The 25552-nt window shown below is 47.0% G+C and carries 24 protein-coding genes; 16 read left to right on the top strand and 8 right to left on the bottom strand.

Annotated elements, in window-relative coordinates:
* Window positions 1-117: 117 nt before the first annotated feature.
* Window positions 118-2685 (bottom strand): TonB-dependent receptor, encoded by a 2568-nt coding sequence (locus tag GJR95_RS24730; protein WP_162388419.1) that lies wholly within the window; start codon window positions 2683-2685, stop codon window positions 118-120.
* Between the two features lie 288 nt (window positions 2686-2973).
* Between GJR95_RS24730 and GJR95_RS24725 the strand changes: the two genes are divergently transcribed.
* Window positions 2974-3708 carry a DUF2490 domain-containing protein gene (locus tag GJR95_RS24725; protein ID WP_162388418.1) on the top strand — a complete coding sequence of 245 codons (735 nt, stop codon included), beginning with the start codon at window positions 2974-2976 and terminating at the stop codon, window positions 3706-3708.
* A gap of 21 nt (window positions 3709-3729) precedes the next feature.
* Here GJR95_RS24725 and GJR95_RS24720 read toward each other — a convergent pair whose 3' ends face one another.
* The 6 genes from GJR95_RS24720 to GJR95_RS24695 form a co-directional block, all read right to left on the bottom strand.
* The gene (locus tag GJR95_RS24720) at window positions 3730-4323 is read right to left on the bottom strand and encodes a YbhB/YbcL family Raf kinase inhibitor-like protein (RefSeq protein ID WP_162388417.1); all 594 of its coding nucleotides are present in this window, start codon (window positions 4321-4323) and stop codon (window positions 3730-3732) included.
* A gap of 111 nt (window positions 4324-4434) precedes the next feature.
* Window positions 4435-5118, bottom strand: a complete 684-nt coding sequence (locus tag GJR95_RS24715) for a hypothetical protein (protein WP_174260222.1) — start codon at window positions 5116-5118, stop codon at window positions 4435-4437.
* Between the two features lie 259 nt (window positions 5119-5377).
* Window positions 5378-6472 carry a hypothetical protein gene (locus GJR95_RS24710; RefSeq protein ID WP_162388416.1) on the bottom strand — a complete coding sequence of 365 codons (1095 nt, stop codon included), beginning with the start codon at window positions 6470-6472 and terminating at the stop codon, window positions 5378-5380.
* A 2-nt stretch (window positions 6473-6474) separates the two neighbouring features.
* Window positions 6475-7197, bottom strand: coding sequence for a hypothetical protein (locus tag GJR95_RS24705; RefSeq protein WP_162388415.1), 723 nt, complete (start codon window positions 7195-7197; stop codon window positions 6475-6477).
* Window positions 7169-7852, bottom strand: a complete 684-nt coding sequence (locus tag GJR95_RS24700) for an RNA polymerase sigma factor (protein WP_232540853.1) — start codon at window positions 7850-7852, stop codon at window positions 7169-7171. The genes GJR95_RS24705 and GJR95_RS24700 overlap by 29 nt, the downstream gene beginning before the upstream one ends.
* The gene (locus tag GJR95_RS24695; protein WP_162388414.1) at window positions 7849-8292 is read right to left on the bottom strand and encodes a winged helix-turn-helix transcriptional regulator; all 444 of its coding nucleotides are present in this window, start codon (window positions 8290-8292) and stop codon (window positions 7849-7851) included. Before GJR95_RS24695 ends, GJR95_RS24700 begins: the two co-directional genes overlap by 4 nt.
* A 102-nt stretch (window positions 8293-8394) precedes the next feature.
* On the opposite strand from GJR95_RS24695, the gene GJR95_RS24690 reads away from it, so the two are divergent.
* The 6 genes from GJR95_RS24690 (at window position 8395) to GJR95_RS24665 (ending at window position 14240) form a co-directional block, all read left to right on the top strand.
* Window positions 8395-9249: an SDR family oxidoreductase gene (locus GJR95_RS24690; protein ID WP_162388413.1), complete on the top strand. Its 855-nt coding sequence runs from the start codon at window positions 8395-8397 to the stop codon at window positions 9247-9249.
* A 225-nt stretch (window positions 9250-9474) separates the two neighbouring features.
* Window positions 9475-9855 (top strand): hypothetical protein, encoded by a 381-nt coding sequence (locus tag GJR95_RS41880; RefSeq protein WP_198424740.1) that lies wholly within the window; start codon window positions 9475-9477, stop codon window positions 9853-9855.
* Window positions 9856-9951: 96 nt separating this feature from the next.
* The gene (locus tag GJR95_RS24680) at window positions 9952-10722 is read left to right on the top strand and encodes an alpha/beta hydrolase (protein WP_162388412.1); all 771 of its coding nucleotides are present in this window, start codon (window positions 9952-9954) and stop codon (window positions 10720-10722) included.
* Window positions 10723-10868: 146 nt separating this feature from the next.
* Entirely contained in the window at window positions 10869-11051 is a 183-nt protein-coding gene (locus tag GJR95_RS24675) for a hypothetical protein (RefSeq protein WP_162388411.1), read from the top strand.
* Between the two features lie 59 nt (window positions 11052-11110).
* The gene (locus GJR95_RS24670) at window positions 11111-13327 is read left to right on the top strand and encodes a penicillin acylase family protein (protein ID WP_162388410.1); all 2217 of its coding nucleotides are present in this window, start codon (window positions 11111-11113) and stop codon (window positions 13325-13327) included.
* Window positions 13328-13874: 547 nt separating this feature from the next.
* Entirely contained in the window at window positions 13875-14240 is a 366-nt protein-coding gene (locus GJR95_RS24665) for a hypothetical protein (RefSeq protein WP_162388409.1), read from the top strand.
* A 65-nt stretch (window positions 14241-14305) separates the two neighbouring features.
* Here the strand turns inward: GJR95_RS24665 and GJR95_RS24660 are convergent, their stop codons facing one another.
* A complete protein-coding gene (locus GJR95_RS24660; RefSeq protein WP_162388408.1) occupies window positions 14306-15070 on the bottom strand; it encodes a cupin domain-containing protein in 765 nt (254 codons plus the stop codon).
* An 89-nt stretch (window positions 15071-15159) separates the two neighbouring features.
* On the opposite strand from GJR95_RS24660, the gene GJR95_RS24655 reads away from it, so the two are divergent.
* The 9 genes from GJR95_RS24655 to GJR95_RS24615 all read left to right on the top strand — a co-directional run bounded on the left by GJR95_RS24655 (window position 15160) and on the right by GJR95_RS24615 (window position 25195).
* Entirely contained in the window at window positions 15160-16161 is a 1002-nt protein-coding gene (locus GJR95_RS24655) for a helix-turn-helix transcriptional regulator (protein ID WP_162388407.1), read from the top strand.
* Window positions 16162-16613: 452 nt separating this feature from the next.
* A complete protein-coding gene (locus GJR95_RS24650; RefSeq protein ID WP_162388406.1) occupies window positions 16614-17162 on the top strand; it encodes a tudor domain-containing protein in 549 nt (182 codons plus the stop codon).
* Between the two features lie 635 nt (window positions 17163-17797).
* The gene (locus GJR95_RS24645; RefSeq protein ID WP_162388405.1) at window positions 17798-18865 is read left to right on the top strand and encodes a cobalamin-independent methionine synthase II family protein; all 1068 of its coding nucleotides are present in this window, start codon (window positions 17798-17800) and stop codon (window positions 18863-18865) included.
* Between the two features lie 57 nt (window positions 18866-18922).
* Window positions 18923-19477, top strand: a complete 555-nt coding sequence (locus GJR95_RS24640) for a carboxymuconolactone decarboxylase family protein (protein ID WP_162388404.1) — start codon at window positions 18923-18925, stop codon at window positions 19475-19477.
* A gap of 123 nt (window positions 19478-19600) precedes the next feature.
* Entirely contained in the window at window positions 19601-20179 is a 579-nt protein-coding gene (locus GJR95_RS24635) for a carboxymuconolactone decarboxylase family protein (protein ID WP_162388403.1), read from the top strand.
* Between the two features lie 10 nt (window positions 20180-20189).
* The gene (locus GJR95_RS24630; RefSeq protein ID WP_162388402.1) at window positions 20190-21419 is read left to right on the top strand and encodes a DUF3179 domain-containing (seleno)protein; all 1230 of its coding nucleotides are present in this window, start codon (window positions 20190-20192) and stop codon (window positions 21417-21419) included.
* A gap of 47 nt (window positions 21420-21466) precedes the next feature.
* Window positions 21467-21652, top strand: a complete 186-nt coding sequence (locus GJR95_RS24625) for a hypothetical protein (protein WP_162388401.1) — start codon at window positions 21467-21469, stop codon at window positions 21650-21652.
* 417 nt (window positions 21653-22069) lie between these two features.
* Window positions 22070-22612 carry a hypothetical protein gene (locus GJR95_RS24620; RefSeq protein WP_162388400.1) on the top strand — a complete coding sequence of 181 codons (543 nt, stop codon included), beginning with the start codon at window positions 22070-22072 and terminating at the stop codon, window positions 22610-22612.
* 324 nt (window positions 22613-22936) lie between these two features.
* Entirely contained in the window at window positions 22937-25195 is a 2259-nt protein-coding gene (locus GJR95_RS24615; RefSeq protein WP_162388399.1) for a CRTAC1 family protein, read from the top strand.
* Window positions 25196-25552 lie beyond the last annotated feature (357 nt).

The following is a 25552-nucleotide window of genomic DNA, read 5'->3' as shown; positions in this document are numbered from 1 at the left end:
AATTGATTGTTTATATGGTTGGGTATTCAGAAAACTCTTCCAGGTGGCAAGTCATCCCAACAAGCCAGAGCACCAGGTTTTACGTGTATCGAGTGATCAGGCTGTTTGCTCAATCCGTTAGAACGTGTATCGTAAGGTAACGCCATAGGTACGCGGATCGCCTACAATGCCGGCATAATGGCCTGCGCTTCCGGGAGCCGCCAATAATTGCTCAAAGTAATTGGTATTGAACAGGTTTCTACTCCAGACAAAAATCGAAATTCCGGTGGAAGCTCTAAAACCAAGCCTTCCATTTGCCAGGGTGTAATCGTCAATATTTAAATATTGAGACGGTGATGGACTCGACGAAAAGGAGGAGCGATAAAAAGCATCTAAGCCAACAAAGTAATTTCCTTTTAAACTGATGAGCTTTCCTTTAGCAGTTACCTCGCCACCTACCGAACCTGACCATTTTGAGATACCGGGTAACACCCCACCCGAAATGTCTTTGAAAGCCTGCTCACCGCCAGTTTCTTCGAGCGGCACTGGCGCATTCTTGAATGTCACATACTTGCCATCTGTATAAGCAAAGGCCGCGTTCAGGGTTAACCGATTGGCTATCCGTATATTTCCATCCACCTCAACACCCATTACACGCACTTTCTCGGCATTGGCCAGATAACCTCTGTTTACGCCCGGTTCAGGCGTTTGTACCTGTGTCTGATAATCTTTAATCTCTGTATTATAGAAGACCAGATTCAGGATCGAGTTAGGCGATGGTTTTGTTTTTAGGCCAAATTCGACGTGGTTTACATGCTCGGGCTTCACCCTGGCCAGGTCAAGTAATGTCTGCCCATTGGCCGTTGGCAATCCGCCAATATTAATCCCGACGGGTTTGTAGCTTATAGCATAGGTTGCAAAGGCATTGATCGCACTTCCTGCTCTATATTGCAGCGTAACCTGTCCGGAGAAATTATCCTCTGATACGTCCGTATCGAACGCCTGATTGGTATAAACTCCGTTCTTTAAGGCGATCAAAGCCGCATCGGTCGTTTGCAGACCTCCGTAGGTTTCTCGTTTATAGTTGGCTACCTTCTTGTCGTAATTATACCGGATACCTGGTAAAACGTGGATTTTATCTGTTAAGGCCCAGTCAAGTTGTCCAAATGCCGCCAAACCCGTGCTCTTGATTCTATTGGTTGTCCGAATACCGAAGTTATCGAACAGGCCCGGCGTTTTCCAGAGGGCACTTGTCGAGCTTTGGGCAAAGCGCCATTGGGCAGAACCGGCTTCTTCGGTCTGTACGGGGTCAGATTTCAAATCCTGCCAAAGGCCGAATAAGCCAACAACACCGCTCAACCGGGATGAAACTTTACCCGCATACCGTATTTCCTGCGACCACTGGTCATGAACCGAATTACCCGCCGAAATCGTAAAGACGGGTAAACCGATGTAGTCGCGGTCATTCAACGGGGTCCATTGCCAGTGACGCCAGGCGGTTGTAGAGGTTAGGGTACCACCCCCTATTTTAATGTCGGCGTTCACTGATACGCCACCAAGCTGATTATCTGCTTTTGATGGTGTATCCAGGTCAACAATCCGTTCAAAAGCGCTTGAATACGGGAGTTTGTAATTTAAATCGGCAATGATAGCATTGAATTGACGATAGGCAGCCCGCTTGGTGGGAACAACACCGGCTACTGGCCAGCCATAACCATTCGGTTTTTGATCAGAAACATCCCCGATTATGGTAATTCTTACATTTTCGCTTGGTGTATATAAGAGTTGCGCGCGCACACCAATATTATTAATGTCGTTGATTGGAAGCTGGGTATGTACATTGAAAAATGTGCCGTTCCGTTGCGTACCCGTAAACGATACCCGTGCGGCAAGCTTTTTACTCAGTGGCCCCGTTAGTGAGCCTTTAGCCTGGATATACCCATAATTGCCATAACTTAATTCAAAGCTACCGCTTGGGGTAAAACCAGCAGGACGCGTCGAAATGTTAAAAGCTCCGGCTGTTGTGTTTTTACCAAACAACGTTCCCTGAGGACCTCGTAACACCTCTACCTGCTCAATATCGATGAAATCGAGTGCTGTAGCTGCTGGACGAGCGTAGTAAACGCCATCGACATAAAATCCGACGCCCGGATCAATACCATCGTTCGTTAAGCCATACGTAGAGCCTAAGCCACGAATATTAAGCGTTGTATTTCGCGCATTGGAGGCATACAACTGAACGGTAGGCACCATTTCTTTCAATCGGTTCACGTTGAAAGCGCCAGCATCTTCGGCCCGGTTACCACTGACAACCGAGATCGGAATAGGAACGTCCTGTGCCGACTCCTGACGACGTCGGGACGTAATCACTACGTCGGCTAACTGATTGGCCCCCTCTTCGAGTTGAATTTCTGTGTTGTCATCAGATACCACAACTTCTTTGGTCTGATAACCCAGGAAGGACACAACCACTGCCAGGGGAAGCTTTTGAGCTGTTAGTAGCCTGAATTGACCGTTTTGATCGGTTGGCCCTCCATTGGTCGTTCCTTTAATGGTTACAGTAGCACCAATTAATAGTTCTTTCGTGCGGGCATCAATAACTTTCCCAGTAATAGTGGAATTGATGACGGGGGGATTTTGAGCTGATACGAATAAGGGTAAAAGAATAACCCCTATCAGAAACATTGACTTTAAAACTTGTTTCATTCCGATTTTTTGTGGTAAATGTGATTAGTGTCACGATATAAGACGTACATAATTGACGAAATCTCAATAGCTGCGCGTGCTTTCGTGCCAGTTCATTTTAGTGTTGTCTATGTATTCTCCCTATACTCCCGGTACTGGATAGACTATTAGTACTTATAATCTATTGATATTATAGACTTTACAAAGGAACAACCACTTCCCTCTCTTTTCCAAACATTCGCCTGGAAAAAATACTTAACCTAATGATTTTCTATAGTTAAAAACTCCGTTTAGTCGCAACAACAACCCTTGAAGAAACTCTACATTCTGCTTTGTAGTCTGTTACTGATTAGTAGCCAGAGCAGGGGTCAGGTACTTAAAGATGTCACGTCATCTAACCAGGTATGGTTTGCCTATTACAATCAAACCCGGCTAAGTGATAAGTGGAGCATCTGGTTCGACACGCACGCGCGACGCACCGATTTTCTGGGACGCTGGGCAACGCAGATTTTCAGGCCCGGCGCAGTTTATCACTTATCCGATAAGGCGCGACTCATGGCTGGATACGCTTATGCCCGTTTTTACTCCACTGAACCAGAGGGCGATGTTCGGCCAGAGCACCGTCCGTGGCAGCAGGTAAACTGGGAAGGCAAACTAGGGCGATTTGAAACCAATCATTGGATACGAATCGAGGAGCGGTTTCGCCGGAATCTGGTCAATGAGCAATTGGCCCCCGGTTATGGCTTCAATTTCCGATTTCGGATAATGGTATCCGCTCAGTTGCCACTATGGGGTAAAGAAGCAAAGCCGGGTGTCCCGTCTATACTTGCCCAGAATGAAATATGGTTTAACGCTGGCGGGGAAATCGTATATAATTACTTCGATCAGAACCGGTTATTTCTAGGGATCGTCTACCCGTTTTCGGAGCAGCTACGGCTTCAGGCAGGTTATATGAACGTGTTTCAGCAGCAGGAAGAAGGGAATGAATTTCAGAACAAGCATGTATTAAGGCTATTTCTCTACCACGATCTTGATTTCAGGTAGCGGCCGGATGCAGGCCCGTTTTTACTCAAAATAGCCTGTTAATTCGCCATAACCCAGAATGTGGCCTTTCATGGCGTCTATAACCTGTTGTTTATTGGGCACATCCGTAAATGATAGCGCTTCATCGAGGGCATACACACGAAATACATACGCATGGCGTCCTGCTGGTGGGCAAGGGGCGATAAACTTCAGATTACCAGTCGAGCTTTTTCCAATTTTACCACCCAGTAACTGCAATTGCTCGGTAGTCAGGGCTTCCGGAAGGCTTCGGACCGATGCGGGTAAATTGTACAATACCCAGTGCGAAAGGTTGAATATTGGAAAAGTTGGGGTTGGCACGTCGTAGTCAGTTACCAGAACAACGTAAGCCTCCGCATCGGCCTGATTGCTTTCCCACGCAAGCGCCGGTGATACCCCGCTTCCACGGCAACTGCAATTGACAGGCATATCACCGTTGGGCGGAAATGAACCGCTGGAAACCGTGATGCTTTTTCGTAATGTGGTCAGGTAAGCTTCTTCGTCTTCATGCTGGGACTTTGCCCTAAAGTGCATTACTATCATAAATAGCCCGAAAAGCACAATCAAGCCAAATAGTATCCGAGTAATTATACGCATAAAAAAGCCGGCTAGGTACATTCGCATCCTTAACCGGCTGATTATAAATAAAGTTTATGAAGTTTCCAGCGTCTATTCCAAAAAAAATCAGGAAATAGGGCTTCTTACAGCCTACGCGGCCCGGCTACTCTGCGGACGGCGCAGCGTTGTTGTGCGAAGCGGCTGCGTATTGCTCCGGGCTTCTTCAATTACCTGTTCCGAAACAAGCCCAAGGTGATTGGCACGTTTCAGCACATAATCGAAGGGCAGGTTAAAATAATTAGCCACTTCGCTCCGGAAGCTTTCGGGAAATTTTGACAGACGCAAGCCAAAAAACTTACGGACTTCATCTTCCGGCAGCATAGCCGCCAATGCCACACGCTCTGCTTCGGCCAGTAATTCCAGCCGCGATGGATATAAATACTCCAGCCCAATGGATGCTGACAGAATATTCAGGAACAGGTTTTTATACATTGCCGACAGTTCGGAAGGCATAATTACCCAGCCCTGTTCCCGGAATTTAGCCGAGAAGCCCGTCAATCCCTGCTCTCCGCGAATTTCACCCGCCATAAGCTCCGTAGGAAAACGAAGTCTTTCGTCGGTTTTCTGTAGCCGGAAAACGACCGCTTCAACGGGACTTTTGGTAAATAATAAATCGGAAGGCAAGACTCGAGTGCTTTCCCACTGGTCGGTCATGCGCATAAACAGACTTTCGTTGACTGGCAGATTTTCAGGGCTGCCAAGACTGATGAGTATCCGGCGGAAAGCCGCCAGAAAATCGATCTGGAGTTGGTTCGGATTTGAGCGTCGCTTCATGCGGTTGGCTTGCCGGTCAATTGCTTTTCAAGAGCCTAAAACCGGCATCATTAGTATGGTTGTCTGTTGGAAATTGGGGAGGTAAATATACACAACAGAACACGCAAAACAAAGCGTTAACGCCAACAATATCAGACAACTTACCGAATCAATGTTGCGGCCGGGCTTACGTTGATTTAGCGGCCAATTTGTGGTTGTTTAAGCCAGAAAATCATGACTGATCGGATCCTTTGCCGTGTCGGATCAGAGCAGTCATCGTTCAGAATCCGACCACTAATCGTACGCCGGGATAAACCTTCTTAAAAAACCCATTCATATACAATTCGGGCTGGACCTTAATGAACTTATTCTGATAAACTGTGCTGCCCAGCCGGATCGTGTTTGACTCAAAATACGGCCCTTTCCGATGAACTGGAATACCAACATAAAACGAAGCGATCTGACGGTTGAAATTTGTGAATCGACCGGTTTTATTTTTATGATAAAAGACGACTCCAACATTCAGAAAGTCGTTTCTGAAAATCGAAAATTGATCAGTGGTAGCGGGTCTATCAAAGAAGAAATTAGCCGTGTAACCGACAACATACCCTACCCTTTGATACTGACTGGGAATAAACTGAACATCAAAATTGAGCGATGGCACCCATTGATTCCGAATCAGGCCAACGCCAACACCGGCCGTAATTTCGAGAAACGGATTTTTTGCCGAACCCGGATTCAGGAATCTGGATTTGTTGTCGGCGCTCTGAAGCAGCGTAAACGCCATTTGGGGGCTGGTCAGATCATGGTTTTTATAGTCTCGCACCGATTCGAGCGCTTGATTCAGTTTCTGATTCATTCCTCCTGCCTTCAGCAAGCGTTCAATATCGCTTAGGCTATTGACCAGCAGATGTAAGCTAAAATTATTGGGTGTATCCTGCGATTCCAGTGATGTCCATAAAATCTGGAGTGTATCCTGCTGTGTTTTTACCTCAACCGGCTTGTCGTCTTCCTGAAATTGGAAATTCGTTGTTGGCTGGGGCGTGTAGCGCAACGCCAAAGCCTGATTCGTTTCGCCAAGCCGAAAGAGCGCATGTGTTGCCCGAGTCGGGCTTTGCGTTGTATCCTCCACTTTCTGATAGTCAGTCATGAACAGGTGCAAGACCGAATCAATATTTTTTCGGGCCAGAACCTGTGCATATTGATCGAATGCGATAAGCAGTGCGTTTCGCTGACCTAGATCAATTTCGATATGACTAAGACCCGGAAACTTCTGTCTAACCTCCTGTTTCGCAAAACGTGGGTTGGTCGGTTGAGATATGACAATCCCGACTATGCTCAGCATGAGCACAGTAATCAAACAAAATAGACGCATGTTTATTGGTTTGGTTTACTCGTTAAGGGCATTATTAAGGTAGAATGACGCTCTTCCTGAGCCGGTTCTTCACGCTGACCAGTGCCTAACCGGACAAAATGTTCGGTATGGTATACTTTGGGGCGGGTTTCCTCTTCAGCCCGCAGCTCGTTTTCGTGAACTATCCGAAACCTTCGTTTTGGCGTATTCGTCGCCACCGTCGGCTTACTGGATACGATTTGTTTCTCAACCACTGTCGGAATCTCCTCAACCGTTGGTAAAGAAGGAATTTGGGGCAATGCTGCGATTGGCTCTGGATCGACTGGTGTTGCTGGTTGGTTCGGAGTTTCTCTGGAATGGCTAGTCGTTTGTGGTCGTACGCCTAATCGTCTTTTTTCAGAAAATACGATTTTAGGGGTGATAACCTCATCCACTAGCTTCGCCTTACGACTGGCCGCCGACGATGTAGGTCCTTTACGATTAGTACCAGCCACGCTACCTTTAGTCTGTTCGTCAGTTGATTGATGTAAACCAAACCAGCCCAGAACCAACCCGGCCAGACAGGCTGCAATTGCCCATCCAATCAGGCCAGTTCGCCGACGAGGTTGGGTAGACTGAAGCTCGGGACGCATCTGTTGCCACAACCGGTCGGCATCAAACGAAGATCCGGGCGGTGGTGAATCGGGCAAACGGCTCAGTGACTGCCGCACCCAGAGATCAAGAGGTTCGTCGGGTTTCTGCTTCATAACCGTATTGTATCAACCAGGTTTGTAACAAGGCCCTCGCCTTGCTTAACTGCGATTTTGAGGTATTTTCGGAGATGCATAACTGATCGGCAATTTCGCGGTGTGTATATCCTTCAATAACATAGAGGTTGAATACCGTTCGATAACCAGGTGGTAACTCCATAATCAGCCGATGAATGCGTTCGGCATCGAGCATACTATCAGGCAGTGGCTCAGTGTCTGGCTGAATTTCGGCGAGCTCATCGGCCTGAAAAAGAGGCAGATTTCGATTAGCCCGCAGGTGTTGTAACGCTTCATTAACCACAATACGTCGAAGCCAGGCTTCCAGACCATTATCGTCCCGATAGGTAAAGCCCCCGATCGAGCGAAAGGCTTTCAGGAAACCGTTCATCAACACCTCTTCAGCATCTGATTCATTTCGGACATAGCGTAGACTTACCCGAAACAGTCGGTTAACAAACTGATCGAACAGTCGTTTCTGGGCAAAAGCGTTACCCTTCTGACATTGTTCAACAAGTTGTTGCGACATAATGGTGACTGGTGATTCGTTTTCAATGACAGAAATGCCGGGTTTGCCTAAAGGGTTGCCTGACGCACAAAAAAAGTCATTGCCCGTTCGAACAATGACCTGAATAATGGGCGGTTTTGGGTTCAATTAACCAGCATAGGGCTGTGTTCGCGCATATCATAGCGTTGTCGTGCATTCATAATCTGATCGCTGTGGTCGGTGGCCCATTCACCCAGATCAATGACTTGCACCAATAAGCTATAACCCAACTCTGTCAGTTCGTATTCAACTCTTGGTGGGATCTCAGGATACACCCGTCGCGAAACCAGACCATCGCGTTCCAGATTGCGCAGTGTTACGGTAAGCATTCGCTGGGAAACGCCATCGATCCGTTTCTTGAGTTCATTGAATCGAAGGGTTCCGGCATTGCCCAAATGAAAAATAGACAATATCGACCATTTATCGCTGAAACGGTCCAGAATATTCCGGGTTGGGCACCCACCCGATACACGACCTGAAGTTCCTAAAATTTTCTGCAACTTTTCTTGCAGTCTATCCTGCTGATTATCAACAATAGTTCTGTTCATGTTCCTGAGGCACTATAAAATGCCTTCTTGCGGTGATTACAGTTACTAAATACTTTTGAGTTACCAAAAGTAACTAAGTAACGAATAAAAACCAAGCATCTAATGATCGCAATTACCGGAGCATCTGGCCATCTAGGAAAAGCCACACTCGAATTTTTACTAGCTAAAACAAATGCCGATTCACTGGTTGCCATTGCCAGAGATCCCGAGAAAGTAGCAGATCTGGCCAGCCAGGGAATCATCGTTCGTCAGGGAGATTATGGAGATCCGGCTTCGCTCGTAGCCAGTCTGGCAGGTGTTGATAAAGTACTGTTAATATCCAGTTCTGTTCTGGGAGAGGAACGCGTTCGCCAGCACACCAATGTTATCAATGCGGCCAAAGAAGCCGGTGTGAAGCATATTTTTTACACCAGTGCTCCGAACCCATCCCCATCAGCGCACTTTGCGCCAGCTATTGATCATTTCCAGACCGAAAACCTGTTGAACGAATCAGGTCTGACGTATACTATCTTCCGCAATAATCTGTATCTGGATGTATTACCGGGGCTGATTGGCGACGCTGCCCAATCGGGGAAACTCTACTATCCGGGTGGTGATGGAAAAATCAGCTTCGTACTGCGAACAGACATTGCCGAAGCCCTCGCCACTGCGCTGACCAGCGAAGGTCATGAAAACAAGGTGTATGACATTGGCGCTCCAACGGCCTGGTCGTTCGGTGATATTGCCAGGGCGTTGAGCCAGGCTGATAAGTCTGTTGAGTACATCGATATTCCCAATACGGCCTACGAAGCCGAACTTGTCAAACACTTGCCTGCTCCAGTGGCCAAAGTCTACGCAGGAATGGCCGAAGGCATAAAGGATAATGACTTTAATCAGCCCGATTCAACCCTGGAAAAACTATTAGGTCACCAGCCCGTCAGTCTGGAGAGTTTTCTAAAAACTCTGGCCCTGGCATAAAATGAGTCGTTACGCCGGGTACTGTTCATCTCAGTTATTCGGCGTAACACCATGGATCCATACCTAAGAGTCAGTTCTACCGGTGATTAGCCTACTATCTTCAAATTAATTTCGCGAATTAGTCAATAAATAGTATAAATACCGACTGAATACATCTTTATTCGCTGAATACCATCAGGAAAGCTTATTTTTACCATACGATTATATTGTTTACTACACTATCGTATGCCCCAAGCTTTCCGTCCCTATCATCCGTTACAGATCTATACGTTTTTATCGTTGCGGAGTCCTATCTGGTCGGTATCTGCCTATGGCCAGTCGCAGTCAAAAGCGCCCTCAATAAATACGCCCGAACTGATTGAAATCACGATCAGCGGTATCCACAAAGCTTTTCACGCAGGTTCTCTGGCGAGTGAACAGTTGGTCAATGCTTACCCGGAACGGATCCAAACCTACGATCAGCCAACCAGGCTTAACTCCATTAGTGTTGTCAATCCGGTAGCAATCTATACCGCCCGTCCACTGGATGCTGAAGTTCGAAAAACGCAGGAATATATCGGTCAATCAAGTGATTATTCAGACATTGTACGCGACGGGCTCGCCTAGCGTCAAAACGCATTCGGGTCGCGCCAATCCATAGTAGGCAATAAGACCGCCAACAAGCCAAAGACTCCTTATCAACTTTAAAAACATACACTAATTATGGCAAAGTCAAAAACTATCGTACTCATTCACGGAAATTTTGTAAACAACACCAGTTGGGCAGAATGGAAACGCTATTATGAACAAAAAGGGTATAGGGTTTATACACCTGCCAATCCCGGACATGAAGGTAATCCTGCTGAGTTGAGAGCAAAAGTTCATCCTGACCTTATTAAAACGGGGTTTATCGATATTATTGACAACCTCAGTCAATTAATCGATACCTTACCCGAAAAGCCATTAATTATTGGTCACTCTATGGCAGGAATGGCAACGTTGAAACTGGTAGAAATGGGAAAAGCAGCAGCTGGAGTAAGCATCGATGGCGCACCACCAAAAAATGTTTTTCCGCCATTTCAAACACTTAAAACGGTATTGCCAGCCTTTGGCTTTTTTTCTTTTAATACGTATTTTATGGGTAGTCGTAAATGGTACGATTATGCATTTTTCAATACGATACCTGATACAGAGAAAGAAAAAGCATTTGAAAAATTGGCGGTACCTGAAAGTTATAAGGTCAGTCGTCAATTAGTTTTAAATTCTTTTTCAAATATAGATTTCAAGAAACCGCACGCGCCAATTTTGTTTGTCGGTGGCGGCAGCGACCATATTTTTCCCCCCAATCTGACACAAACAATAGCCGACAGCTATAAGGATACAACGAGTCGGGTTGATGTAAAAATATTTGAAGGCAAAAGCCATTTCATTTGCGGAGAACCGGGTTGGGAAAAGGTAGCCGATTATATTTTAGATTGGTATGAAAATCAGTAATACTGCAGACAACATTGCATGGGCAATTGTATTTTTGCCCATCAATAGTTCCGGGTCTGGCAGAATATCAATGCCGCCACATCGCTGATACGGAACCGAAATTCCGTGTGGCCATACGAAGGGCTAAAGAGCTACCAGCCAACTGATTGCGCTCGCTATCGGCCAGCCTCCACGGTTCCAATTGGTTCACGACTGGCGATTTACCCGCTGGTATTCAGTTTTTAGGTCGTCTGTTGGCTGAACCAACCTTAATCCGGTTGACGCGTGCCTATGAACAGGAAACTCTCCGTCGGATCCCCCAAAAGCGATTTACGGCTGCTGGTCAATAAAACAAACCCTCTGTCAACCTAATGCATTACTATTTTTCACTACATCACATTCCTCGTCAATGAATCGCTTTATTTCCCAGACAATCTCATTTTTTATACTTCTCGTAGTCGCTCTATCTTCTTTTGTTGTCAAAGGCCAGCCGTTCAGCAAGGCCGAAATTACACGCTGGCAGCAGCATGCCAAACAGGTCACGATTACCCGCGACACCTGGGGCGTTCCGCACATTTATGGTAAAACTGATGCTGATGTAGTTTTTGGTTTACTCTATACCCAATGCGAAGACGATTTTGCCCGCGTTGAAGAGAATTATATCACGTCGACGGGTCGGTTAGCCGAAGTAGAAGGTGAGTCGGCCCTTTACCATGATCTGCGGGCGAGGCTCTTTATGGATAGTACGCAGGCCATAGCTATCTACAAAAAAAGCCCGGTCTGGATGAAGCAGTTGCTGGATGCCTTTGCCGATGGAACCAATTATTACCTCTACACCCATCCCAATGTTACCCCCAGATTGCTGAAACGCTTCCAGCCCTGGATGCCGCTTATGTTCAGTGAAGGCAGTATTGGTGGCAACATCAGCGTGGTATCCACCGAGCGGTTAAAGGCTTTTTATGAGCAGCGAAAATCAACGTCGTGGCTCAACAATTTCGACCACTACGAACGCGAATCAGTTGGATCGAACGGATTTGCCATCTCCCCTGCCAAAAGTGCTACCAAAAACGCGCTCTTACTGATCAACCCGCACACTTCGTTTTATTTCCGGTCGGAGGTGCACATGGTCAGCCAGAGCGGCTTAAACGCGTACGGAGCGGTTACCTGGGGCCAATTCTTTATCTATCAGGGGTTTAACGAAAATTGTGGCTGGATGCACACAACCAGCTATGCCGATTCGATGGATGAATATCTGGAAACGATCGAGAAAAAGAACAACGCCCTTTTTTATAAACATGGGAATGCGCTCAAGGCCGTCCGCACACAAAAAGTACGGTTACCCTATAAAGCAGGAAACGGAGTGCAATACAAAGATTTTACGATGTATTTTACCCAGCATGGCCCCATTGCTGGCGAAAAAGATGGTAAGTGGATATCGATCGATATGATGAATACCCCCCTGAATGCGCTGGAACAGTCGTATCTACGCACGAAAGCAACCGGGTATGCAAGTTTCAAAGAAGTCATGAAACTCAATGGCAATGCGTCCAACAATACGATTTTTGCGGATCGTGACGGTACGATTGCCTACTGGCATGGCAATTTCATGCCGAAACGAGACCCCAAATTTGACTGGAGCCAGCCAGTAGATGGCAGTAATCCCGAAACCGACTGGAAGGGTTTGCATTCGGTCGATGACATTGTTCAGGTAAAGAACCCGGCCAGTGGCTGGATTCAGAACTGCAATGCCACTCCATTTACTGTGTCGGGTACAAGTAGCCCCGAGAAAAACAAGTATCCGGCCTACATGGCTCCTGATGCCGAAAACTACCGGGGTGTCAACGCTGTTCGTGTCCTCAGCCGCAAATCGATGTTCACCCTCGATACCCTCATTTCCGCAGCTGACGACCCACACCTGGCTGCTTTTGATGATTTACTACCTGCATTATTGAGTGCTTATCAAACCGTTTCCAGCGATGCGTCGAATCAATCGAAAGACCTGACCGAAGCCGTTCAGATCCTGAAAGACTGGGACAAATCGTATGGTGTTCAGTCGGTCGGTCAGACACTGGCTATTTATTGGGGCGAAAAAATACAGAAACTGGCTCGTAGCCGTGCGGCTGCCGATCAGCGATTCGATAATTTGGGGCTTTCGGCCTTTACGATCAGCCAGACCTCCCCGCAGGAAAAAGTAGCGGCCTTAGCCGAAGTACTAACTGAGCTGACCCGTGATTTCGGCACCTGGAAAACGCCCTGGGGCGACATTAATCGCTACCAGCGGCTAACGGGAAAAATACAGGAAACCTACGACGACCAGAAGGCTAGTATTCCGGTTGGTTTTACGTCATCAGCCTGGGGGTCTTTGGCGGCTTTTGCAGCCAGAACCTATCCCGGCACCAAAAAGCGGTACGGCAGCGTGGGCAATAGTTTTGTGGCCGTTGTCGAATTTGGCAAACGCGTAAAAGCCCGTTCGGTGGTTACGGGTGGCCAAAGCAGCCGACCCGGCGAAACCCATTTCACGGATCAGGCTCCTCTCTACTGCGAAGGGAAATTTAAGGATGTTTTGTTTTACCCCGAAGATGTGCAAAAGCACGTTGAGAAGACCTATCATCCAGGGGAGAAGTAAATCGATCAGCTCCCTGGTTTCTTTATTAATAAGACTTTCGCCTGGAGCCGTGCCACGGTTAGTATGAATGGCATTAGTAACCCTGGCACGGCTCCAGGCGAGAGTCCTGACTAAATAGAACCTCCAAATCAATCGTCAAAAAAATGATTTACATAACTCAGTTAATCTACATTATAGAAGGCCAGGAGCATGTATTTCATCAATTTGAAGACATTGCCATTCCTACAATCGCAAAGTATAACGGTCAACTTTTGCTACGAGTGAGACCTTCAGACAGTTCTATCATCGAGTATCAAATTGATAAGCCCTACGAAATACACCTTGTGAAATTTGACTCAGAGCAGGATTTTGTAAACTTCATGCACGACGAAGAACGGAAGAAGTTTCTGCACCTTAAAGAACAATCAATTACTGCGTCAATATTAATCCAGGGGACAAAATTATAAGGTCGAAAGTTTTGCCAGGGTTGTTTATTTACGATAAATCACGCAGTTCGATAATCAAACAAAGTTAGCTCAATTGCCAGCCGCTAATCTTAATAAGTTGTATGGTAAAAAGAATAGTCGGAGTAATCGCAGGGTATGGTATTTTCGTCGTCTCATCCCTTTTGCTTTTTACCCTATCCGGTCAAAAGCCACATGCACAGGCATCCACTGGTTTTCAGTTGATAACCGCTTTATACGGTATAGTCTTTTCTTTTTTAAGTGGCTTCGTTGTACAGCTAATTGCAAAGCATAAAACGTTAGCAGTAAACTATGCGCTTGGGTTAATTATTGCAGGTTTCGCTACGTTTTCATTGTTCAAGGCAACAGGGAGTCACTGGACACAGTTATTGGCTATTTTTATTTTTGCGCCTGTTTCTATTTTAGGCGGGTTATTTTGGCTGAAACGCCTGGGCAAACAGTCATTGTAAGCAACTAAAGCATAATGCACCCGGCAAACGTTTGCCGGGTGCATTATGCTTTAGTTTTGCTGCCGTTACCGATAATACTTTTCCAGGTCTTTATCCTCTCCCTTCCATTGCGCAATTTGTGCCAGCGCGTTAACCAGAGGCTCCTGTATAAAGCCGGGGATGCCGGGAAGGTAAGTGCCACTATAGCCCAGCAACAGCGCCATATGCCACGGATTCTTCGTGATTTCGCCTTCAAACTGCCCGTCGTTTGCCAGGCCATAAGCTACCCGGATACTTTTTTCCAAGCCCCTTGCCGGCATGGCTTTAACCAGAAGGAGGATAGTAGAATCCGTTGGGTTTGAGAAATAATGTAGTGCCCCTTTGTGCGCAACGGCATTGCCGCCTTTTTCTATTCTGTATTCCTTTTCGCCATTACCCACCTGTGCGGTTCCTTTTAAAACAGTAAAGTACTCGTCGAAGGATTTGTGATAGTGCCATCCATTTCCGCCGTGCGGTTCCACTTCTACCTGTATCAATTCATAGGCTCCACTGGTTTCGTTGCCGGTTTTGAGAAAGGTTGATTTGTAATTTCCTCCGCTATTAACGATGGTACGATCGGTACGGTTGCCAACACTCATATCAAGTGGGGGCAGAAAAAAGGCAAACCCCGTAATAGCCAGATAGATGAAAATAAGCAGAAACAAAGGCAGGCCGACCAGTGTGTAAAGCAATCTGACCCAAAGGCGGTGATTACCTTTCCAGATGCGAACTACTCCGATTGGGTAAAATACAAGCGAGGTCCATTTCCATAAGCGAACTTTATTAGCCGCTGGTTCAAATATAGTGTTCATGTTGTCCATTTATGTTGTTTTTTGTAGTGCAAATTTTCACCTTAAGTCTGCGATACTGTTAAGGATAAACGGATTTTGGTTGCGGCAAAATGGATAAAATCGATAATCACAACTGGGGCAATATTTTCAGTGACATTTCGCAACAGGAAGTGTTCCGCAACGATCGTTATGTTGAGGTAATCGCCAACTTTAACGAGCCACATCTTGCCCATGCTCAAATCACGACTATCCAAACACCCGGAATCGAGTTGGTGTATGCCAATTTCAATACCGAACGAAAGCTTGTACTGGTTGATCCCGAAAATTCAGAAAGTATAAGCTCTTCGTTTATTTTGAGTGGCGAGGTAGAATCGCAATTCACCCTGAACAAAAATTCGGTGCACCATTGGGGCAATACACATGGCTTTCAGTATACGCCTGATTTTCAGGGCGAACACATCATCCTTAACCATAAGCTACAGGCCTTCTCGCTTTGCTACGACAATACGTATTTTAAAACCATAGCACAATCGGCAGGTGTACATTATCTGGATCAGGTTCTGAACAGCATGGAACGTGGGCAAACCTTGCTAGTGCCACCCGGCAAAATGGCCTTGCAGCCCCGTATGGCAGAGTTGCTGCATGCCATAGCGAAATGTAACTTTCAGGGCCTGACCAAATACCTGTTCATTGAAGCTAAAACGCTCGAACTATTTGCGCTGCAACTAGAGCAGCTGAATGCCGGTGCTGGCAATGGAAAAAACGAGAAATGGAGCCGTGCAGACCGGGAGCGGTTGAAGGCTGTGCATGATTTTATTAACCACACCTATCTGGAACCCTTAACCCTCACAGGCATTTGTTATCGTTTCGGCCTCAACGAGTTTAAGCTCAAAAAAGGCTACAAGCATTTTTTTGGGACTACTGTTTTTGGCCACATTCACACATTACGCATGCGGGCCGCGCAGCAATTACTGACTTCGGAGCAAATGAACGTTTCGGAGGTTTCTTTCCACATTGGCTACAACAACATCAGTAGCTTTTCCGCAGCGTTTAAAAAACATTTTGGTTACCTGCCCGGAACAATACGATTACATACAACTGCCTTTTATTGATCCTTGAATTCCCCAGAAAAGAAGTTGATGTGGTGATGTGGTGTCAGTTTCTTCAAACTGACACGGAGAGGTTTCTTAAAACCGGCACAGAGAGGACGGTTCGTCGATGCGATGGTTCGTCTGCGATTCTCCAAAACCTTGCCATTAGACTTCTCAAACCACAGAGGTTAGCCCGGCCAATTTAAACCTATAAGCCGGGCCGCCGATGCGCCGGGCCGCCGATGCGGTTTTTGAAACCTTATAGGTTTGTCAAATAGAAATTGGCAAACCACTAGTACGATTAATCTTGCTAAATTTAAAAGCGAACAGATCAAGGTTGGTCGTTTATAGCGAGAACGGACATTCCAGCCATGATCAGATCAGTAAACTACTCACGAAAATAGTTTACCTGAACAGCAATACTATTTTTTCTAAAAACGATTACATTTGAGCCATATTCTTCACTACCAACCGTGAAACGTGTTGTCGGCTTAGGTTTATTCCTGCTTTTACTTTACCACACACTGGGATACGTGCTCGTATTTATCAGTGTCCAGTGGCAGGAACAGCATGACCTGTCTAAACAGCTGATTGTGTACCGATCCGTCGACAGCATCGTTGAATTCCAGATTCCTCTGAAGGACAAACTGAACGGAACCAACCTGATCGATGCAACAACGAATGGTTTTGGTTACCGGGGCCGCTACTACGATGTGGTAAGTCTGCAAATTCAGGGAGATACCCTGCTTATTGCTGGTCTGGAAACGAATAAACGATCGTTTTGGCAAAGCGATCTGCTAACCTTTTTACACGATCACCTCACCAATTCCGATGCGGCCAATCGCAAGGCCAGCCAATGGCTCAAGTTTCTGCTAAAAGAATATTCTCTTACCTCCCAAATTGTTCTTCATTTCCCGGATTACGGCTGGCGCGAAGCGGTACTGATACCCGATCAGGCCTTCGTTATTCCATTGCGCTCGTTACCGGTTCACTCGCCCCCTCCAGAAACACGTTGCTGTTGATTCTTCTCGTTTACATTGGCTTATGGCGATAGATTAATCGTGTAACTTATGCACGTTTAAGCCTGCCGATGATTTCGGCTCAATCGTTTTGATGGACGAAAACGCTGAATAGGCGCAGGCAATAGTTGCCGGTTCTTTCAGCACTGGTTCACGGTTGTTTTATGCCAGGCATCGCTTCTGGTAACCCGACCAAAGCGCAAGTTAAACGAGCGTCAACACATCCCCTTTGACCACAAGCGACCAACTGATGTTGGTTGACATGGCATTTGTGTGCGAAAATTCCATGTCGGGTAGCTTTGCCGCGGCTTTATCACCTTAAAAAGCAGATTCGGGATCGCACCCGCTGATACTGCCGGCGAATCCTAACGCATTTTTGATGGTATAGCTCCCTTATTACTAGGACTTTGGTCTCAAGCCACGGTCCGCCGTGCGGTGCCACGGTTTGTTTGCGCATCAGTAGTAACCACGGTCCGCCGTTGCGACCGTCCGCGGCTGCGACCGTCCGCGGCTGCGACCGTCCGCGGCTGCGGTGGCACGCTTCATAGCCGAAGCCCTTATTCTGTTTGACAGCCATCCTTATCGATTTGGGGCTTGGTCAAACTGCACATTCATAAATTCTAAAATCCTGTAAAGCGATGACAATATCAACGGAACCAATTGGCAGTATTCCACGGCCATTATACCTGCAACAGGCTATGGCCGCTTTTGCAAACGGACAAATTAAAGCAGACGAATTAGAGAAATTAGTTGCGAAGGCCACTCAGGAAACCATACAGGAACTCGAAAAAACGGGCTCTCCGGTACTTTCTGACGGTGAACAGGCCAAGCCAAGTTTTGTTACCTACCCGCTTCAGGGTTTAGCGAGTCTGGCACCCGATGGCGTAATTATTCCGTTTGCCGATGGGCATACCCGCCAACTACCCAAACTAACGGCTGGCCCGTTTCACTACACGGCCTTTGCCAATTCATACCTTCGGAAAGCACAGCAATATTCGGCCCTTCCAATAAAGCAGGCCGTAATTTCCTGTTCGGCAATTAGCTTACTGTATCCACAGGATGGAATCGAGGGCTATTCACGGGACCAGTTTTTAGCCGATCTTGTCGACGATGCCGAAGCCGATATCAGAACCTGTCTGAACAATGGGGCTTATAAAGTGCAAATTGATTTTACAGAAGCACGACTCGCCCTTAAATTAGATCCTAGCAAACAAATACTGGCGGCTTTTATTGACCTCAACAATCAGGTTCTTAATCGGTTTACCGCCGATGAAAAAAAGAAGATTGGAGTCCACTCATGCCCCGGTGGTGATCACGACTCGACCCATAGCGCCGACATTAGCTATAGTGATTTATTGCCTTTTCTGTTTCAACTGGAAGCCGATAGCTTTTATCTGGAATATGCGGCCGAACCCAATAAGAAGGCAGTACTCGAATCCATAAAGGAGAACCTGAAGTCCAATCAACAAGTCTTTCTGGGCGTTACCAACGTGCTTGATCCTCGGGTAGAAACAGCCGAAGAAATCAGAGATTTAATCCTTGAGGCTGCTGCTGTCATTCCTATTGAGCAGCTTGGCACTACCGACGATTGCGGGTTTTCACCTTTTGGAGACGATACATCGACAGCCCGCGAAATTGCATTCGCAAAAATTCGTGCCCGGATCGATGGAACAAAATTAGCGGAAAACGAACTGGCCTCCTCTTAGTCCACATTCGATCTGAGCGACTTCATAAGCATATTTCAACCTCAACAATCAGTAACTATGGCACATATCCAATTACCCGAAGGATTACCAGGCATTTTAGGCCCAATGGCTTTTAGCCCCGAAACAACCAAGCCGCTAAACCAACTGGCAGAAGTACTGCTCCGAACGAGCGATACGCTGACCCATGCCGAACGGGAGCTCATTGCATCATTCACGTCACGCCGTAATGACTGCTTTTTCTGCTCAACCAGTCATGGTGCAGCCGCAGATTACTTACACGGAAGAGAGGCAAATGTTGTTCAGCAAACATGGGATAACTACCAGACTGCACCTATTTCATCCAAACTAAAAGCATTACTCGCGATCGCAGCCAGTGTACAGCAGGGCGGCAAACACGTTACGGCCGAACAGGTTGAAGCGGCCCGCATGGAGGGAGCCACCGACAAAGACATTCACGATACGGTGCTGATCGCGGCTGCATTCTGCATGTACAATCGCTACGTCGATGGTCTGGCAACCTGGGCACCACAAGATCCAGCGGTTTATGCAGATATGGGCGAGAAACTGGCAAATCTGGGTTATGTTCACTTCAATGAACCACAGCCTGCTTAACATTCCGGATAACCATACAAAAACCGTTTCGGCGGCTTCATAACGATTTCATCATAGGTTAGCTACATATACCCCGGCTGCGTTGTGGCCGGGGACATATTGTAAAACACTGAACTCATCAATATGGCACACATTCAATTACCAGAAGGACTGCCCGGCATTCGGGGGCCAATGGCTTTTAGCCCAGAAACGGCTCATCCACTCAATGGTTTAGCCAACGCGCTGCTCCGCCCCGATGATCCGGCAGGGTTGAGTTGGGGAGAACGAGAACTGATTGCCACCTACGTATCGTCCCTTAATGATTGTTTTTTCTGCCAGACCATCCACGGAGCGGTGGCCAGTCATCACCTTGGCGATAACGACTGGAGTTTGGTCAAAGCCGTAAAATCCGATTACCAGCAAACATCCATCAGCAGCAAGCTCAAGTCGTTACTGGCCATTGCCGCCAGTGTACAACAGGGCGGCAAACACGTTACGGCCGAACAGGTCGAAGCGGCCCGCATGGAGGGAGCCACTGACAAAAACATTCACGATACGGTGCTGATTGCCGCTGCATTCTGCATGTTTAACCGATACGTCGATGGTCTGGCGACCTGGGCACCCGACTCCCCAGATCTGTATCGCTACCGGGCCGAACGAATAGCAGAAGGCGGCTACGTTTCGGGCGATGCCTATATGCCACCTGCCGAATTAACTACCTGATCTTTTATTTATGAAGCGCTCTTTTTTATTCTTTCTGCTCCCGGTTTTACTGCTTATTGCGGTTGAGGTGCTGAGTGTCTATTTCATCATGCCGTTTCCGGGTAGTCAACTTGGGCTCGCTATGGGCAGTACGGATCAGGCATCACTCGCTCGGGTTGAATTGGCTTACTGGCTCCATAACAACATCAGCTGGCTGCGGGCCGTCGGTATTCTGTTGTTAGCCTATCCAGCGTTTTGGCTCCTGACCAACCCTGGTCGGGCCTGGCACCGCTACGTTGGAGTAGGGCTCCTGGCAGTTTACGGGGTGGTGCTGTATATGGTCAACAGAGAGATGATGGCTGACCAAATGTTTAAGCAACCCATAACGAAACGGGTGGTTCCGATGAGTGAGAATAAAATCCCACTTCATAAGCTCGTGCTGGGTTTCGAATCAGTTGGTGAGGCTACGGCGTACCCGTTGCAGCTAATTGGCTATCATCATCAGGTACGTGACACAGTAGGTAACCAGCCCGTTATGATAACTTATTGCACAGTTTGCCGCACGGGTCGGGTATTTAGTCCAATGGTAAAAGGGCAAGCCGATGAATTCCGGTTAGTCGGTATGGACCATTTCAATGCTATGTTCGAAGATAAACGCACCGGAACCTGGTGGCGGCAAGCCACCGGGGAAGCCGTAGTCGGACCTTTGCGCGGGCAAACGATGCTCGAACTATCCGCCCGCCAGATGACACTTGGCGAGTGGGCTGCCGAACACCCCAACACGCACGTGTTACAGGCCGATCCGGCTTTTGCCGACGAATTCAAGAGTATGAAGACCTACGATCGTGGCCTGTCGAAGGGAAAACTCACCCGACGCGATTCGGGTTCCTGGCAGCCCAAATCGTGGGTAATTGGTATCGAGCGGGCTGGGTTCACCCAGGCCTACGACTGGAACCAGCTCCAAACAAATCGTATCCTTAGCGACGTGGTGGGTGGCGAACCCCTGTTGTTAGCCATGGCCCCCGATAGCGTATCATTTGGGGCATGGAGTCGACGCTTAGGTGTGCAAACGCTTAACTTCCAATACACCAACAAACGGCTCACTGATCTTGAAACGCACTCCGTCTGGACATGGCGCGGTCATTGTATAGCTGGTCCGCTGGTGGGTCAACGGCTTGCTCCGATTCCGAAGGCGTATCAGGAGTTCTGGCATTCATGGCGTAGCTTCCACCCCAATACCAGGCAGTATGATGAATCCTAGACCAGCTAACTTTTGGACTATAAATCAGACTGATAAACCACTAGGTAATGAAAACAAATCGATGGAAAATGGCCATATTGGCCTGGACTGCCATGTTTTCGTTCAGCACATTGCTACCCTATAGCTTTTCGCAGGTTTCGTTTACGGCGTCTTGTGCGGACTTTGCTGCAAACGTGCATTTTGCTACCGTACGTGATTTTCCTAGTATTTCTGTTTCTGAACCAGTATTTTAAAAGTGGCTGGAATAGAATCCTGCCAATGTCATAAGTACCGAATCCACTTACCAGAACAGTTGGCTGTTGAGAGCAAGAAAGGCTGACATATGTTGCGGTTTCAGCCTTTCCCAAAGAGTTGCGATGGTACGTAATTTATGCTTCGCCAGCTATCTCTAACAGACTGAGATAGTTGCATGATTAGCGATGATTGCATACAGGTTTGCCTGATTCTTCCAATAGTTGCCTGGTAGAATGCTGGTTTTTAACAATTGTATCCTGCTTGTCCAAAATCATTTTCTGGTCAGCCCCTATAGCATTGGTTTACAGCAAAATTACGACACAAAATCGTCTAGTTGCGATTGCGGCATTATCAACATAAAAGTTTGCATTGCTCTGTGAACTAGTCAAGTATTCACTTTAGACAAATTCTGTACATTGAAACGCCTTGTTTCTGTTGGTTTGCTCGGTTTGCTGCTATGCCATACACTGGCCTATATGCTGGTGTTTTTGAGCATGAGCTGGCAGGAAGAGCGCGATCTTACCAATCGACTGACGGTGTACCGAACGGTGGATAGTATTGTTGAGTTTTATGTTCCATTACGCGAAAAGACTGCCGAGCCCATTTTGCCCCAACAGTCAGCCGAAGGGTTTGCCTATAGAGGTAGTTTCTACGAAATTGTTCGATTAGAAGTACACAATGATACACTACATATTTTAGGGCTCGCTAGTAAAACCCGAACACTCTGGAAACAGGATTTGCTCAGCTTTATCGACCACCAATTTATTAGTGAATCCAGCAAGTCGCAAAAGAAAGCAAACCATCTTCTGAAAAATTTGCTGAAAGAGTACTGCCCGTTCTGTCGGTCAGTTGTTGATTTAATTCCTCCTCAATGGCGCGACAACGAGCGCATCCCGTCCCTGTCGCTATTCCTGTCTGATCGGGATATACCCGTTCATTCGCCACCCCCCAAAGCCTGAATACGGCTTTCCATCGACCCTTGGTTGATTTCATAACGCTGCTCCGACTACGCTTCTGGAGGCTCTTACCCTGCTTTTGTTTAGAGCAGAGTATGCCCGTACGCAGTCCTGTTGATGGCATGCCCTCTGTATTCGTAGGTCGTGTCCATTAATCGGTTCATCTGGCATTGTCATGACTCAACGAAGTCAGCGCATACCCTATTTCTGAGACTAAGTCAGGCTAAAGTCACCAAGGCGCTTATAAATCCTTGATAATTAGCCGCTTATTTGTTCCAAATCCATCCTTCACCGTGTGCTGAAGGATGCAAAATCACTTATAGCCAAATGAAAAAACTAATATATATCGTAATCAGTTTGGTTACGTTTCTGGCAATACTGGCAGCCTTTCATTCACGAACCAATTCTCAGGAGCAAATGGTTGATCTGCTCAAAAAGATCAATCATACGTTTCGGGACTATCGAAACGATTTCAGTCCTGAGACGCAATTGGCTCATATCGATTCTACGATGGGGCAATCAGGCCAAATTGAGGTGGATATGTACGTAAAAGCCAACACGCTGCTCAAATTGGGCGAAGAAGAAAAGGCCATTGTTTTGCTGAATGGACTGATTCAAAAGCTCAAGTACAGTAATCCTACAGCGACTCAACTAGCAATGGGCGATTTGGCACTGGCTTATCTGCGGCTGGGTGAGCAAACAAACTGCGTAGCAAAACACTCGGCAGAATCCTGCATTTTGCCGATTCAGGGGGGAGGGATTCATTCAAACCAGACTGGTTCACAGAAGGCGATCGCCTTGTATGAAGAAATCCTGAAACAGAGTCCCGACGATATAGAAGCCCGGTGGCTACTTAATCTGGCTTATATGACGCTGGGAAAGTATCCACAACAAGTTCCTAAGCCCTGGCTCATTCCAAATATGGTCGATACGACAACCGCTATCAATCCCTTCCAGGATGTTGCTAAAGGACTAAAACTGGATGTTAACAACATGGCAGGAGGTAATATCATCGAAGATTTTGACCACGACGGGTACCTCGATGTTGCCCTGTCGGCCTGGGGGCTTGATGAACCGATGCATTATTTCAAAAATAACGCAGACGGCACCTTTACTGATCGGTCTAAAGAGTCAGGTCTGCAGCAGTTAACAGGTGGTCTGAACATTATGCAGACAGACTATAATAACGATGGATTTGCGGATATTTTTGTCTTACGCGGAGCCTGGCAAGGCTTCTTTGGTAACCAACCCAATTCGCTGCTCAAAAACAATGGCGATGGCACGTTTACTGATGTAACGACCATCAGTGGCTTGCTTTCGTTTCACCCAACCCAGACGGCTACCTGGACTGATTTCAACAATGATGGCTGGCTAGATGTATTTATTGGCAACGAAACGGCCAATACGTTTCGGGAACCTGGTGGAAAGCTACACCCCTGTGAGTTATATATGAACAATCAGGATGGTACATTTCGGGAAGTAGCGGACCTGGCCAACTGTAACATTATTGGCTACGTCAAAGGCGTTACATCGGGCGATTACAATAATGATGGCTGGAAAGACTTGTTTCTATCCACGATGGATGGCAATCGGTATCTGCTGAAAAATAAGGGGTTACGCAACAAAGAACCCCATTTCGAAGACGTATCGGCTGAGGCCGGTTTGCGAGATGACACAGCTAATACGTTCACAACCTGGTTCTGGGATTACGACAACGACGGTTGGCTGGATCTATTCGTCTGCGACTACACGTTTCAGAAATCGCTCGCTTATTATGAAGCCGCCGAGGCTCTGAAACAACCAATTGGCAGGAACGGAACCATTTATCTGTACCATAACAATCATAACGGTACATTCACAAATATGTCAACCAGTGCGAATCTCCAGAAAACCACCTTTTCGATGGGCGGTAATTTTGGGGATATCAATAATGATGGCTTTCTCGATATGTATCTGGGTACGGGCAATCCCAACTATAAATCACTCGTTCCGAACAAGCTGTTTCTCAACCAGAATGGAAAAACATTCGCTGACGTAACCACGTCGGCTCGGGTTGGACATGTGCAAAAGGGCCACGGGGTAGCATTTGCCGATCTGGACAATGATGGCGATCAGGATGTGTATATCGAGATGGGTGGGGCCTATGTCGGCGACAGTTACGCCAATGCGCTCTATCTGAACCCAGGACAAAGCTCCAATAACTGGATTTGTTTAAACCTGCATGGAACCAAAACCAACCGTCTAGCCATTGGTTCACGCGTGAAAGTAACGTTTCGGGAGAATGGTGTTCGTCGGAGCGTATACCGGGATGTTAATTCGGGTGGTAGTTTTGGCGCATCTCCCCTGCGTCGTGAAATTGGCATTGGCACGGCCACTCTTATTGATGAAGTCGAAGTCCGTTGGCACGGTTCCAAAACGATTCAGGTGTTTCGAAACATTAAGCCCAATCAGTTTCTAGCCATTACTGAAGGCAGCGACAAAATCGAACAGGTAACGCTCAAAGCCCTCAACTTTAACAAAGAGACAGCTCCGGTTTGCCGGACGCCACCACCAATTGCCATAACGTCGGCCGCTCGGAAGCCTTAAGAACGATTATTTTCTGAAAGCCAGAATAGTCAGAACGCTGGATATTCTGGCTTTTTCACAAAAAACCATTCGTAGTCCGCTCGTTGTCATTATTACTGACCAGATACAGGTAACCATCTGATTGTCGGCAACCTCTTTAGTCGTCTCTTTTGCAGAATTCGTTATCGTTCATTGAATTATTTCGTAAATTCGATGTTTTTTACGCAGACAATCTTATTTACTGATGTTACGCCACCTTTTGGATGGCTGGTTTAATTTTGAGTATGCAGACAACCCTCGACCTCTATACTGACTACTTACTTAGTAGTTTTGGCCAGACTACCGCGACTGGCTTGTCACGGCTGACATACTGTTGTA

The sequence above is a fragment of the Spirosoma endbachense genome (genome assembly GCF_010233585.1).
In the GTDB taxonomy this organism is placed as follows: domain Bacteria; phylum Bacteroidota; class Bacteroidia; order Cytophagales; family Spirosomataceae; genus Spirosoma; species Spirosoma endbachense.
Note: the sequence above shows the minus strand (reverse complement) of the source record. Positions and strands in the feature narration are given on the sequence as shown.

What these genes read in the sequence shown, in the direction of transcription:
- GJR95_RS24730 (WP_162388419.1), bottom strand. Translation starts at nt 2,685, where the DNA reads ATGAAACAAGTTTTAAAGTCAATGTTTCTGATAGGGGTTATTCTTTTA.
- GJR95_RS24670 (WP_162388410.1), top strand. Translation starts at nt 11,111, where the DNA reads ATGAATCGCTTTATTTCCCAGACAATCTCATTTTTTATACTTCTCGTA.
- GJR95_RS24655 (WP_162388407.1), top strand. Translation starts at nt 15,160, where the DNA reads ATGGATAAAATCGATAATCACAACTGGGGCAATATTTTCAGTGACATT.
- GJR95_RS41880 (WP_198424740.1), top strand. Translation starts at nt 9,475, where the DNA reads ATGCCCCAAGCTTTCCGTCCCTATCATCCGTTACAGATCTATACGTTT.
- GJR95_RS24635 (WP_162388403.1), top strand. Translation starts at nt 19,601, where the DNA reads ATGGCACACATTCAATTACCAGAAGGACTGCCCGGCATTCGGGGGCCA.
- GJR95_RS24710 (WP_162388416.1), bottom strand. Translation starts at nt 6,472, where the DNA reads ATGCGTCTATTTTGTTTGATTACTGTGCTCATGCTGAGCATAGTCGGG.
- GJR95_RS24645 (WP_162388405.1), top strand. Translation starts at nt 17,798, where the DNA reads ATGACAATATCAACGGAACCAATTGGCAGTATTCCACGGCCATTATAC.
- GJR95_RS24705 (WP_162388415.1), bottom strand. Translation starts at nt 7,197, where the DNA reads ATGAAGCAGAAACCCGACGAACCTCTTGATCTCTGGGTGCGGCAGTCA.
- GJR95_RS24630 (WP_162388402.1), top strand. Translation starts at nt 20,190, where the DNA reads ATGAAGCGCTCTTTTTTATTCTTTCTGCTCCCGGTTTTACTGCTTATT.
- GJR95_RS24690 (WP_162388413.1), top strand. Translation starts at nt 8,395, where the DNA reads ATGATCGCAATTACCGGAGCATCTGGCCATCTAGGAAAAGCCACACTC.
- GJR95_RS24640 (WP_162388404.1), top strand. Translation starts at nt 18,923, where the DNA reads ATGGCACATATCCAATTACCCGAAGGATTACCAGGCATTTTAGGCCCA.
- GJR95_RS24625 (WP_162388401.1), top strand. Translation starts at nt 21,467, where the DNA reads ATGAAAACAAATCGATGGAAAATGGCCATATTGGCCTGGACTGCCATG.
- GJR95_RS24680 (WP_162388412.1), top strand. Translation starts at nt 9,952, where the DNA reads ATGGCAAAGTCAAAAACTATCGTACTCATTCACGGAAATTTTGTAAAC.
- GJR95_RS24665 (WP_162388409.1), top strand. Translation starts at nt 13,875, where the DNA reads ATGGTAAAAAGAATAGTCGGAGTAATCGCAGGGTATGGTATTTTCGTC.
- GJR95_RS24715 (WP_174260222.1), bottom strand. Translation starts at nt 5,118, where the DNA reads ATGAAGCGACGCTCAAATCCGAACCAACTCCAGATCGATTTTCTGGCG.
- GJR95_RS24695 (WP_162388414.1), bottom strand. Translation starts at nt 8,292, where the DNA reads ATGAACAGAACTATTGTTGATAATCAGCAGGATAGACTGCAAGAAAAG.
- GJR95_RS24720 (WP_162388417.1), bottom strand. Translation starts at nt 4,323, where the DNA reads ATGCGTATAATTACTCGGATACTATTTGGCTTGATTGTGCTTTTCGGG.
- GJR95_RS24660 (WP_162388408.1), bottom strand. Translation starts at nt 15,070, where the DNA reads ATGAACACTATATTTGAACCAGCGGCTAATAAAGTTCGCTTATGGAAA.
- GJR95_RS24615 (WP_162388399.1), top strand. Translation starts at nt 22,937, where the DNA reads ATGAAAAAACTAATATATATCGTAATCAGTTTGGTTACGTTTCTGGCA.